This window comes from Hydrogenophaga sp. FG152 (genome assembly GCF_057809615.1).
Genome location: NZ_JBMDKH010000011.1, coordinates 165,158 through 176,954 on the forward strand (window position 1 = coordinate 165,158; position 11,797 = coordinate 176,954).

The 11,797-nt window shown below is 67.5% G+C and carries 10 protein-coding genes and 1 pseudogene; 1 reads left to right on the forward strand and 10 read right to left on the reverse strand.

Annotation, left to right across the window (positions count from 1 at the left end):
* Positions 1 to 80: 80 nt before the first annotated feature.
* From ACODTB_RS15035 to ACODTB_RS15045, 3 genes are read right to left on the reverse strand one after another with little or no spacing between them, the layout of a single operon-like run.
* Entirely contained in the window at positions 81 to 938 is an 858-nt protein-coding gene (locus ACODTB_RS15035) for an enoyl-CoA hydratase family protein (RefSeq protein WP_291120386.1), read from the reverse strand.
* Entirely contained in the window at positions 935 to 1,435 is a 501-nt protein-coding gene (locus ACODTB_RS15040; RefSeq protein ID WP_291120389.1) for a MarR family winged helix-turn-helix transcriptional regulator, read from the reverse strand. The genes ACODTB_RS15035 and ACODTB_RS15040 overlap by 4 nt, the downstream gene beginning before the upstream one ends.
* Complete coding sequence (locus ACODTB_RS15045) at positions 1,432 to 3,792, reverse strand: bifunctional salicylyl-CoA 5-hydroxylase/oxidoreductase (protein WP_291120392.1); 2,361 nt, start codon at positions 3,790 to 3,792, stop codon at positions 1,432 to 1,434. Before ACODTB_RS15045 ends, ACODTB_RS15040 begins: the two co-directional genes overlap by 4 nt.
* A gap of 182 nt (positions 3,793 to 3,974) precedes the next feature.
* Between ACODTB_RS15045 and ACODTB_RS15050 the strand changes: the two genes are divergently transcribed.
* Positions 3,975 to 4,304 (forward strand): DUF1840 domain-containing protein, encoded by a 330-nt coding sequence (locus ACODTB_RS15050; RefSeq protein ID WP_291120396.1) that lies wholly within the window; start codon positions 3,975 to 3,977, stop codon positions 4,302 to 4,304.
* Between the two features lie 142 nt (positions 4,305 to 4,446).
* Here ACODTB_RS15050 and ACODTB_RS15055 read toward each other — a convergent pair whose 3' ends face one another.
* The 7 genes and pseudogenes from ACODTB_RS15055 to ACODTB_RS15085 all read right to left on the reverse strand — a co-directional run.
* Entirely contained in the window at positions 4,447 to 5,463 is a 1,017-nt protein-coding gene (locus ACODTB_RS15055) for a Bug family tripartite tricarboxylate transporter substrate binding protein (RefSeq protein ID WP_291120400.1), read from the reverse strand.
* Between the two features lie 83 nt (positions 5,464 to 5,546).
* Positions 5,547 to 6,533, reverse strand: a complete 987-nt coding sequence (locus ACODTB_RS15060; RefSeq protein ID WP_291120403.1) for a tripartite tricarboxylate transporter substrate-binding protein — start codon at positions 6,531 to 6,533, stop codon at positions 5,547 to 5,549.
* A 157-nt stretch (positions 6,534 to 6,690) separates the two neighbouring features.
* The gene (locus tag ACODTB_RS15065) at positions 6,691 to 7,944 is read right to left on the reverse strand and encodes a phenylacetate--CoA ligase family protein (protein WP_291120406.1); all 1,254 of its coding nucleotides are present in this window, start codon (positions 7,942 to 7,944) and stop codon (positions 6,691 to 6,693) included.
* A 122-nt stretch (positions 7,945 to 8,066) separates the two neighbouring features.
* Positions 8,067 to 8,876: an ABC transporter ATP-binding protein gene (locus ACODTB_RS15070; RefSeq protein WP_488929448.1), complete on the reverse strand. Its 810-nt coding sequence runs from the start codon at positions 8,874 to 8,876 to the stop codon at positions 8,067 to 8,069.
* Between the two features lie 194 nt (positions 8,877 to 9,070).
* Positions 9,071 to 10,408 (reverse strand): ABC transporter substrate-binding protein, encoded by a 1,338-nt coding sequence (locus tag ACODTB_RS15075; protein ID WP_291121911.1) that lies wholly within the window; start codon positions 10,406 to 10,408, stop codon positions 9,071 to 9,073.
* 91 nt (positions 10,409 to 10,499) lie between these two features.
* Entirely contained in the window at positions 10,500 to 11,576 is a 1,077-nt protein-coding gene (locus ACODTB_RS15080; protein WP_291121912.1) for a branched-chain amino acid ABC transporter permease, read from the reverse strand.
* 87 nt (positions 11,577 to 11,663) lie between these two features.
* A pseudogene (locus tag ACODTB_RS15085) lies at positions 11,664 to 11,797 on the reverse strand (branched-chain amino acid ABC transporter permease); the annotation flags it as partial.

An 11,797-nucleotide genomic window follows, 5' to 3' on the forward strand; every position in this document is an offset into this window, starting at 1 on the left:
GGTGGTGGGCGTCGAAGAAGGGCAGTTCCCACTGCGCTTGGGGCGGGCGCAGGCCGTGCGGGTGTTCGAAGGCGACCACGTCAATCTCCTTCGAAGACCGGGCGCTGCTTGGCCGCGAAGGCCTCGTAGGCGCGGCGGAAGTCCTGCGTCTGCATGCAGATGGCCTGGGCCTGCGCCTCGGCCTCGATCGCCTGGTCCAGCGTCATGGCCCATTCCTGGTGCAGCATGGTCTTGGTCATGCCGTGCGCGAAGGTCGGGCCCTGCGCGAGTTGCGCGGCGAGCTTGTGCGCGGCGGGCAGCAGCGCGGCGCTGTCGTGCAGCGCGTTGAAGAAACCCCAGGCGTGGCCTTCGGCGGCGCTCATGGCGCGGCCGGTGAACAGCAGCTCGCTGGCGCGGCCCTGGCCGATCATGCGCGGCAGCAGCGCGCAGGCGCCCATGTCGGCGCCCGCGAGGCCCACGCGGGTGAACAGGAAGGCGGTGTTCGTCTGTGGCGTGCCCAGGCGCAGGTCGGAGGCCAGCGCCATCATCGCGCCGGCACCGGCGCACACGCCGTCGATCGCGGCCACGATGGGCTGCGGGCAGGCGCGCATGGCGCTCACCAGCGCACCGGTCATGCGCGTGAAGGCCAGCAGTTCGGGCATGCTCATCTTCGTGAGCGGGCCGATGATCTCGTGCACGTCGCCGCCCGAGCAGAAGTTGTCGCCCGCGCCGGTCAGCACCACGGCGCGCACGTCGGTGGCCTTCTGCAGGCCGAGGAACCAGTCGCGCAGTTCGGCGTAGGAGTCGAAGGTCAGCGGGTTCTTGCGCTCGGGCCGGTTGAGCGTGACGGTGGCCACGCCGTCGTCGCCCACGCGGAGCGCGAAGTGGGTGGGGGCGGGCGTGGCCTTGGGGCCGTACTGGCCGCGCATCGGGTTGTGGTCGGGGATGGGGTGCTTCATTCTTCGTCGATCCGTTGGTTGAGTTCGAGCTGGTGCTGTTTCACTTTGCCGAGCAGCCTGTGCAGGCTGTCCAGGTCGCGCGGGCTCAGGCCTTCGAAGGCCTCGACGATCCAGCTCTCGTGCTGCTGGGCCATCTCGACGAAGCTGGCGCGGCCGTGCGGCGTGAGGCGCACGCGGAAGGCGCGCCGGTCGCCGTCCACGCCCATGCGCTCCACCAGGCCTTCGTTGACGAGCTGGTCGGTGATGCCGGTGATGTTGCCGCCGGTGACCATGAGCCGGTGCGAGAGCTCCTTCATCTTCAGCCCGTCGGGATGGCGTTCGAGCTGGGCCATGAGGTCGAAGCGCGGCAGCGTGGTGTCGAACTGCTCGCGCAGGCCGGCGCGCACGCGTTTCTCGATCAGTTGCGAGCAGGTCAGCAGCCGCAGCCACAGGCGCAGCTCGTGCGCGTGTTCGCTGTGGGCGCGGGCTTCGAGGTCGAGCGGTGAAGGAGGGGTCATGGTGCTGGGGCGTTGAGGGCTTGCTGGCGTGCGATCTCACGGTAGAGCTGGTCGCGCCCGCTCTCGTAGGGGCGCGGCCATTCGATGGCGCGGGTCTGCAGTTTGGCGGCCTCGTGCAGCGTCCAGGCCGGGTCGGCCAGGTGCGGGCGCGCCACGGCGCAGAGGTCGGCGCGGCCGGCCGCGATGATGCTGTTGGCGTGGTCGGCTTCGGTGATCGCGCCCACCGCCATGGTGAGGATGCCGGCCTCATTGCGCACGCGGTCCGCGAACGGCGTCTGGTACATGCGGCCGTACACCGGTTTGGCCGCGCGCGTGGTCTGGCCCGAGGAGACGTCGATCAGGTCGCAGCCGGCGGCTTTGAAGAGGCGCGCGATCTCGACCGCGTCGTCGGGCGTGTTGCCGCCCGGCGCCCAGTCGTGCGCGGAGATGCGCACGCTGAAAGGCCGGTCGGCCGGCCACGCCGCGCGCATGGCGGTGAACACCTCCAGCGGGTAGCGGCAGCGGTTGGCGAGCGAGCCGCCGTATTCGTCGGTGCGCTGGTTGGTCAGCGGGGTGATGAAGCTGGACAGCAGGTAGCCATGGGCCGCGTGCAGTTCCAGCCAGTCGAAGCCGGCCTCGGCCGCGCGCTGGGTGGACGCGACGAAGGCCGCCGTCATGGCGTCCATGTCGGCGCGCGTCATGGCGCGCGGCACCTGGTTCTGTTCGCCATACGGCACGGCGCTGGCCGAGAGCAGCGGCCAGTTGCCGCTGGGCAGGGGCTCGTCGATCTGCTCCCAGCCGAGCTGGGTCGAGCCCTTGGCGCCACTGTGGCCCAGCTGCAGGCCGATCTTGGCGCTGCTGTGGCCGTGCACGAAATCGACGATGCGTTTCAGGCCGGCCTGTTGTTCGTCGTTCCACAGGCCCGGGCAGCCGGGCGTGATGCGGCCTTCGGGCGTGGGGCTGGTCATCTCCACCATCACCAGCGCGGCGCCGCCCATGGCGCGCGCGCCCAGGTGCACCAGGTGGTAGTCGCCCACCACGCCATCGACCGCGCTGTACTGCGCCATCGGCGAGACCACGATGCGGTTCTTGAGCGTGAGGCCGCGCACCGTGAGCGGCAGCAGCATGGGCGGCGTGGGGTGCTTCTTCACCGGCACGCCGGGCTGGGCCTGGGTCTGCAGCCAGGCTTCATAACCTTCCAGCCATTTCGCGTCGCGCAGGCGCAGGTTTTCGTGGCTGATGCGCTGGCTGCGCGTGAGCAGCGAATAGGCGAACTGCTCGACCTCCATGCCGGTGTAGCGGTCCACGTTCTCGAACCACTCGGTGGAGTTGCGCGCGGCGTTCTGGATCTTGAGCACCTCCACGCTGCGGCGCGCCTCGTAGCCCTGCAGCACCTCGGCCACGTCGGCGTTCGCGTGGCGAGAGAACTCGTCGGCCAGGTCGATCGCGTCTTCCAGCGCGAGCTTGGTGCCGCTGCCGATGGAGAAGTGCGCGGTGTGCGCGGCGTCGCCCATGAGGACGATCGGGGTTCTGCGGCCGGCGATGTCTTGCCAACGCACCCAGGTGTGGCAGATCACGCGCGGGAAACGGATCCAGATCGCCGAGCCGCGCAGGTGCGAGGCGTTGCTGATGAGCGCGTGGCCATCCAGATAGGGGGCGAACAGCTTCTCGCAGAAGGCCACGCCGTCTTCCTGGCTCATCTGGTCGATGCCGTGCGCTTTCCAGACTTCCTCGGGCGTTTCCACGATGAAGGTGGAGGTCTCGCCGTCGAACTTGTAGGCGTGCGCCTGGAACCAGCCGTGTTCGGTCTGCACGAAGGCGAAGGTGAAGGCGTCGAAGGTCTTTTTGGTGCCGAGCCAGACGAAGCGGCATTGCCGGGTGTCGATGTCGGGCTGGAAGGTGTCGGCGTAGCGCGTGCGGATGCGGCTGTTCAGGCCGTCGCTGGCGATCACCAGGTCGGCCTCGTATTGCGCCGCGAGCGCCTGGTCGTCGGTCACGTCGGTCTCGAACACCAGGTTCACGCCCAGCGCCAGGCAACGCTCCTGCAGGATGTTGAGCAGCTTCTTGCGGCCGATGCCGCAGAAGCCGTGGCCGCCCGAGCGCACGCGGCCGCCCTTGAAGAAGACCTCGATGTCGTCCCAGTGGTTGAAGGCCTCACCGATCAGCGCGGCCGACTCGGGGTCGGCCTCGCGCAGGTTGCCCAGGGTCTGGTCCGACAGCACCACGCCCCAGCCGAAGGTGTCGAACGGCCGGTTGCGCTCAACCACGGTGACGGTGAGCGCGGGGTCGCGCCGCTTCATGAGCAGAGCGAAGTACAGGCCCGCCGGGCCGCCACCGATGCACAGGATGCGCCGCAGCGCTGGAACGGGTGTTTTCATGCTTAATTAGTTTAGGTTTAAAATATATAACTCCAATCGGGTAAACCCGTAGCCCAAACCGCTGCTGTGATGCCCGGACCATTCCGTCCTACATACCTCGGGACGTTCTCCTACAAATCCGCTGGTTTTCCAGGGCGTGTCGGTGCAAGAATGGCTTCACCTCACCACCCCCGGAGGCACTCATGTCTGTGTATCGATTCAAGTCCCGTGAAACGGGCGACCTCGTCATGCTGCAACAGCACGGTCAACGCATGCTCGAGATCCTGGGCAAGCGTCTGACAGGTCCCGGCATCATCCAGCCGAGCGAAATGGATGCGGCGGTACAGAAGATCCGCGCCGCCGTGGCGGCGGACGACGCGGCCCGTCAGAAACAGAAAGAGAAAGCGGAAGAGGACGGCCACCACGACGACGCGCAGACCGACCCGGTGAGCCTGCGCATGCGCGCCGCACCTTTCATCGAGATGCTGGAGCGCTGCGAGAAGGCGAACGTCGAGATCGTCTGGGGAGTGTGACGGGGAACTCCCCCCTGCGCCGCTGCGCGGCTTCCCCCCTCCGTGGCGCGCCTTCGGCGCTTCGAGGGGGGACGGCATCTCGGGCCGGCGGAGCCGGACCCTGGATGCCTCTGGAGGGGGCACTTCTTTCGCTGGGGTGTCTTCAGTCCACGCGGGCGCCGGAGGCCTTGACCACGCCAGCCCACTTGGTGGTTTCCGCATCGATGAGGCGGGCGAATTCGGCCGGGGTGTTGCCGCCCGGAATGGCGCCCTGGGCCAGCAGCCGCTCCTTCACCGCCGGCAGGTTCAGGGCCTTGGCGGTCTCCTGATGCAGCCGGTTCACCACCTCGGTCGGCGTGCCGGTGGGCGCGAGCAGGCCGAACCACGAGCTGGCTTCGAAGCCTGGCAGGTTGCCCGCCTCGGCCACCGTGGGCACGTCGGGCAGGGCCGATGAACGCACCGCGCTGGTGACCGCGAACGCCTTGAGGTTGCCGGCCTGGATGTGTGGCATGGCCGAGGGCAGGTTGTCGAACATCACGTCGATCGCGCCCGCCAGCAGGTCGGTCAGCGCGGGGCCGGAGCCGCGGTAGGGAATGTGCGTCATGAAGATGCCGGTGCGCGACTTGAACAGTTCACCCGCCAGGTGGATGGAGGTGCCGTTGCCGCTGGAGGCCATGTTCAGCCGGCCGGGGTGTGCCTTGGCGTACTTGACGAAGTCGGCCACGCTGGTGATGCCCAGCGCCTGCGCCCGCTTGGTGCCCATCACCATCACGTTGGGCACGCCGGCCACCAGGGTGATGGGCGCGAAGTCCTTCTGCGGGTCGTAGGGCAGCTTGTCGTAAAGCGACTTGTTGATGCCGTGCGTGCCCACCGTGCCCATGAGCAGGGTGTAGCCGTCGCCCGGCGACTTGGCGACCACCTCGGCGCCGATGTTGCCGCCAGCGCCCGCGCGGTTTTCCACCACGAAGGACTGCCCCAGGGTCTTGCTCAGCTCGGGCGCCAGCACACGGGCCAGGATGTCGGTGGTGCCGCCGGGCGCAAACGGCACGACGATGCGCACGGGTTTGCCTGGCCAGGCGGCCTGCGTCCAGCCAAGACCTGGCAGGCCCAGGGCGACGGTGGCGGCGGTCAGGGTCCGCAGGTGGTGGCGGCGCGAGGCGGAAAATGACGGGTCGTCCATGCGGGGTCTCCTTGGGTGGCAAAAAGAAAAGCCGCCCGAGGGCGGCTTGCATGGAGCCGCCCTTTCGGGCGCGCGACACGAAATCAGTCGGCGTACTGGCCGGCGCCGTCGATGGCCGCCTTGAGCTTGGTGATTTCGCTGGCCACGAAAGCCTTGTGGCCGGCCTGCGTGACACGGTTGTCGGTCACCACGATGGCGCCCAGGTCGATCTGGCTCTTGATGAAGGCCGGGTCCTTCAGGGCCACCTGCAGGGCTTCGTTGAGCTTCTTGGTCACATCAGGCGGCGTGCCCTTGGGCGCGTACAGGCCGTGCCAGATGGTCAGGTTGAAGTCCTTGAGGCCCATTTCCTGCAGCGAGGGGTAGTCCTTGAGCAGCTTGTGGTTGTCCAGGCGCTTGGCGGTGGTGACCGCGAAGGCCTTCACGCGGCCGGCTTCGATCTGCGAGGTGGTGTTGGTGGTCTGATCGCACATCACATCGACGTTGCCGCCGATGAGGTCGTTCATGGCTGGCGCGGTGCCGCCATAGGGGATGGTGGTCAGCGACTTGTCGAGCTTCATGGCCGACTGCCACATCAGGCCGCAGATGTGCGACGCGGAACCCAGGCCGGCGTGGGCCAGGTTGAGCTTGCCGCCGTTGGCGCGGATGTAGGCCTCGAAGTCGCGGTAGGTGTTGGCGTTGAGCTTGTTGCTGCCCAGCAGGGTCATGGGCACGTCGTTGATCGCGCCCAGGTACTCGAAGTCTTCGAGCGGCTTGAAGGTCTGCTTGCGGTACAGGCTGGTGGTGGCGGCCATGCCGATGTGCCAGACCAGCAGGGTGTAGCCGTCCGGCGCGGCCCGGGCCACCTTGGTGGCACCGATGGTGCCGCCGGCGCCGGCGGCGTTTTCCACCACGATGTTGGCACCGCCCAGGGGCTTGCGCATGGCTTCGGCGAGGCGGCGCGCCACCAGGTCCGTCGGTCCGCCCGCAGCGAAGGGCACCACGAAGGAGATGGGCTTGTTGGGGAAGCCCTGCGCGAAGGCGCCTGACGAAATGCTTGCGGCCAAGGCCGCCAGGGCGAGGATCTTCTTCATACGGTGCTCCTTGAGAGGTTGATTACCGGGCGATCGTAGCCCCGCCATCCCTTGTCCGTATCGCGGAAATTACTTAGCACCGGGCCGGGGAAAACCCTCGTTGGCGCACTTTTGGCGTCAGTTTGGCGTCAGTTCCGCCATGGTTGCGGGGCTTTTCCTACTGGTAGCTGCGCGCGTCCTCGATCACCTTGCCGTCGTTGGGCAGGGAGCCTGGCTGGACGAGCTCGACCTGGGCGCGCAGCTTGGTGACCTCGCGCACGGCGGCCTCGATCTGCTGCTGCAGAGCGCTGTCGGCCTCGCTGGCCTCCACGCGCAGGCACATCTGGTCGTTGGCCATCTCGCCGCTGACGACCAGGCGGGCCTTCTTCACCTGCGGGAAGCGCCGCGCGATGTCGGCCACCTGGGCCGGGTGCACGAACATGCCGCGCACCTTGGTGGTCTGGTCGGCGCGCCCCATCCAGCCCTTGATGCGCGGTGCAGTGCGCCCGGTGGGGCAGGCGCCGGGCAGGATGGCCGAGAGGTCGCCGGTGCCGAAGCGGATGAGCGGGTAGGCCGGGTTCAGGGTGGTGACCACCAGCTCGCCCACCTCGCCCTCGGGCACGGGTTCTCCGGTGCCCGGGCGCACGATCTCGACGATGACGCCCTCGTCCACCACCAGGCCCTCGCGCGCGCTCGTCTCGTAGGCCACCAGGCCCAGGTCGGCGGTGGCGTAGCTCTGGTAGACCGCCACACCGCGCTCGGCGAACCAGTCGCGCAGGCTGGGCGGCAATGCCTCGCCGCCCACCACGGCCTTGCGCATGCTGCCGATGTCGATGCCCTCGGCCTGGGCCTTCTCCACCAGGATGCGCAGGAAGCTGGGCGTGCCGGTGTAGGCCTCGGGCTGGAGTTCGGTGATGGCCTGCAGCTGCTGTTCGGTCTGGCCGGTGCCGGCGGGGAAGACCGAGCAGCCCACGGCGTGGGCGCCGGACTCCAGGATGAAGGCGCCCGGGGTCATGTGGTAGCTGAAGGCGTTGTGCACCAGCTCGCCGGCACGGAAGCCCGCCGCGTAGAGGCAGCGCCCAGCGCGCCAGTAGTCGCGCGTGGCGCCCTCGGGTTCGTAGATCGGGCCGGGCGAGGCGTAGACGCGCGCCATGGCCGGGCCGCGGCGCAGCGTGGAGAAACCGCCGAAGGGGTCGCTGGCGCGCGAGGCCTTCTGGCGTTCGAGCAGCTCGGTCTTGCGCGTGACGGGCAGGCGCGCCAGGGCCGCGCGGCTGTTCACCGCCTGCGCGTCCACGCCGCGCAGGATCTCGGCGAAGGCGGTGCTGTGCCGCTGGGCGTGCGCCACCTGGGTGGCCAGCTCGCCCATCTGCTCGCGCTCGCGTTGCTCGGGCGATCGGGTTTCCAGGGCGTCGAAGAATTCAGGCTGTGCCATGGCTGCGATGTGTGAAGGTGAAGTGACTGAAACCAGGATGCCGCGGAACCGGCTTTGCCGGGCCTCAGGCATCGCCCCCTGGAGGGGGTGACGCGCCGAAGGCGCGGCGCGGGGGGGAGCCTTCAGGCCAGCCAGCGCTTGCGCCGCTTGTAGCTCTTGATGTCCTTGAAGGACTTGCGCTCGCCCCCGCCCATGCCGAGGTAGAACTCCTTGACGTCCTCGTTGTTGCGCAGCTCGCTGGCCACGCCGTCCATCACGATGCGCCCGCTCTCCATGATGTAGCCGTAGTCCGCGTACTTCAGCGCCATGTTGGTGTTCTGCTCGGCCAGCAGGAAGGTGACCTTCTCCTTCTGGTTGAGGTCCTTGACGATCTCGAACACCTCTTCGACGATCTGCGGGGCCAGGCCCATGGAGGGTTCGTCGAGCAGCATCACGCTGGGGTTGGTCATGAGGGCGCGGCCGATGGCGCACATCTGCTGCTCGCCGCCCGAGGTGTAGGCGGCCTGGCTGGTGCGCCGGGTCTTCAGGCGCGGGAAGTAGGCGTAGACCTTCTCCAGGTTGGCCGCGACCTCGGCCTTGCTCTTGCGGGTGTAGGAGCCGGTCATGAGGTTCTCCTCGATGGTGAGGTGGGCGAAGCAGTGGCGCCCCTCCATGACCTGGACCACGCCGCGCTGCACGAGGTCGGCGGGGGAGAGGTTCTCGATGCGCTCGCCGCGCAGCTCGATGCTGCCCTTGGTGACCTCGCCGCGCTCGCCCTTGAGCAGGTTGGAGATGGCGCGCAACGTGGTGGTCTTGCCCGCGCCGTTGCCGCCCAGGATGGCCGCGATCTGGCCCTGGGGCACCTGCAGCGAGACGCCTTTGAGCACCAGGATGACGTGGTTGTAGATGACCTCGATGCCATTGACGTTGAGGACGGTGTTCGATGTGCTCATGACAATTCCGATTCCTTGGGGACCATTTGCAAGACACGGCCAGCGGGCCTTGCAAATGGCGGCTGGACGAACCAGCCGCATTGACCTGATCCGCCGCGCGCGCCGTGCCTTCATCAAGGGGTATGCAGGGTCCGGCTTTGCCGGCCCGACATACCGCCCCCTTGAGGGGGTCGCGCGCAGCGCGGCGGGGGTGCTTAACTCTGGCAGTCCGCCGGCGTGCGGGCCGTCAGCTTCTTCTCGGCCGCGTACTTCGCGGCCGTGGTCTTCACCATGGGCTTGATGATTTGCTGGTCGGCCTCGATCCAGTCGGAAGAGAAGACCCACTTGGTGCCGTCCCAGGTGTGGATGCGCGCAGCGCCCGCGCCCACGTGGTCGGCGCACGAGGTGCTGATGGGGCCGCGCAGCACACCCTTGAAGCCCAGCGCGTCCAGCTTGGCCTGCGTCAGGTTCAGGTTTTCCAGGCCCCAGCGCACCTGCTCGCCCGTCATGACCTTGCCTTTGCCAAAGCGCTCCTGCGCGGCGCGGATACCTTCGATGCCCACGGCGGCGCTGACCACGCCACGCAGGTACAGGGTTTCACCGACCTCGTCGCGCGGGCCCGTGCCCTGGCCCTTGTCGTGCAGCTTGGCCAGGATCTCCTTGATGATGGGGGCGTTCTTGTCGGTGCCGTGCTGCAGCGTGACGCCGTTGTAGCCCTTGGCGCCCTGGCCCACGTCCTTCACGTCGGGCTCGGCACTGGACCACCACACGCCGTACATCTTCTCGCGCGGGTAGCCGGTGGCCTGGGCTTCCTTCAGGGCGGTGGAGTTCATCACGCCCCAGCCCCAGAGCAGGGTGTAGTCGGGGCGCGACTGGCGGATCTGCAGCCAGGTGGCTTTCTGTTCCACGCCGGGCGCGGCCACGGGCAGCAGCTGCAGTTCGAAGCCGTGCATCTTGCTGCGCTCCTGCAGCAGCGGGATCGGTTCCTTGCCGAACGGCGAGTCGTGGTACACGAGGGCGATCTTCTTGCCCTTGAGCTTGTCGAGGCCGCCTTCCTTCTGCGCGATGGCCTGGACGATCACGTCGGCCGCCACCCAATAGGTGCCCAGCAGCGGGAAGTTCCACTTGAAGATGGTGCCGTCGGCGCTCTCGCTGCGGCCATAGCCGGTGGTGATCAGCGGGATCTTGTCGACCGAGGCTTTTTCCGTCAGCGCGAAGGTCGCGCCAGTGGCCCAGGGGTGGATCAGCGCCGCGCCGCCGTTCTTGCCCTTGAGGCGCTCATAACATTCCACGCTGCGCGCCGTGTCGTACATGGTCTCGCACTCTTCCACCAGCAGCTTGACGCCGTTGATGCCGCCGCGCGCGTTGACCAGCTTGTAGTAGTCGACGATGCCGTTGGCGGTGGGCGTGCCGTTGGGCGCGTAGGCGCCGGTGCGGTACGACAGCACGGGCAGGTACTGTTCCTTGGCCTGGGCCAGTGCGGCGGTCGACACCAGCGACGCGGCGCCCGCGAGCGCCACCGTGGCGGCCACAACGATCTTGCGAAGTTTCATAGTTGTCTCCATGTCATGAAAGGTTGAAACACACACTCAGTAAACGCTCAAACACCACGAAAAACATCGGTACTTGCCAGCAACCTGCCGCTCAATGCGGGAAGGGCCACAGGCGCAGCTTCTGTTTGCCGATGGACCACAGCCGCGCCAGCCCATGCGGCTCGACGATCAGGAACCACACGATCAACCCACCGAAGATCATCAGCTCAGCGTGCGAGACCGCGGTGGTGGAAATGGAGAAGCCGAACAGGCCGGCCACGAAGGGCAGGAACTGGCTCAGGGCGATGGGCAGCACCACGATGAAGGCCGCGCCGAAGAAGCTGCCCATGATGGAACCCAGGCCGCCGATGATCACCATGAACAGCAGGCGGAAGGAGTAGTCCACGGAGAACGCCGAGGGCTCCCAGGCGCCAAGGTAGACGAAGGCCCAGAGCGCGCCGGCCACGCCGATGATGAAGCTGCTCACCGCGAAGGCGCTGAGCTTGGCGTACATCGGGCGGATGCCGATCACGGCGGCGGCCACGTCCATGTCGCGGATCGCCATCCACTCGCGGCCGATGGCGCTGCGCACCAGGTTCTTGGCCAGCAGCGCGATGACCGCCAGCACCGCCAGGCAGAACAGGTACTTGCTTGCGGCGCTCTCCAGCGGCAGGCCGAAGACCTGCAGGTTGGACACCGCCACCGAGCCCGAGGGCGTGTCCAGCGTGAACCACTTGATGCGCAGGAACATCCAGTCGGCGAAGAACTGCGCGGCCAGCGTGGCCACCGCGAGGTACAGACCGCGCACGCGCAGGCTGGGCAGGCCGAACAGGATGCCGAACAGCGTGGCGCACAGCCCACCCAGGATCAGCGCCGGGACCAGCGGCATGCCGGGCACGCGCACGAAGAAGTTGTAGGCGCCATAGGCCCCCACGGCCATGAAGGCACCCGAGCCCAGCGAGATCTGGCCGCAGTAGCCCACCAGGATGTTCACGCCCACGGCGGCGAGCGAGAAGATCAGGAAGGGGATCAGGATGGCGCGCATCAGGTAGTCGCTGGCGAGCATGGGCACGGCGACGAAGGCCAGCGCGATCAGGGCCAGGATGAACCAGCGGTCCTGCGCGATCGGGAAGATCTGCTGGTCGGCGCGGTAGGTGGTCTTGAATTGACCGTTTTCACGATAGAACATGGCGGGCTTTCTTTTCTGGTCTGTTTTTTGATCAGTTGGGGTCAGAGCACATTTGCTGCGCAAATCGTGGTCTGACCCGCAAGATGTTCAGACTCGATCAATGATCTTTTCGCCGAACAGGCCTTGAGGCCGGAACAGCAGGAACACCAGCGCCAGCACATAGGCGAACCAGATCTCGATGCCGCCGCCCACGAACGGCCCGAGGTAGACCTCGGAGAGCT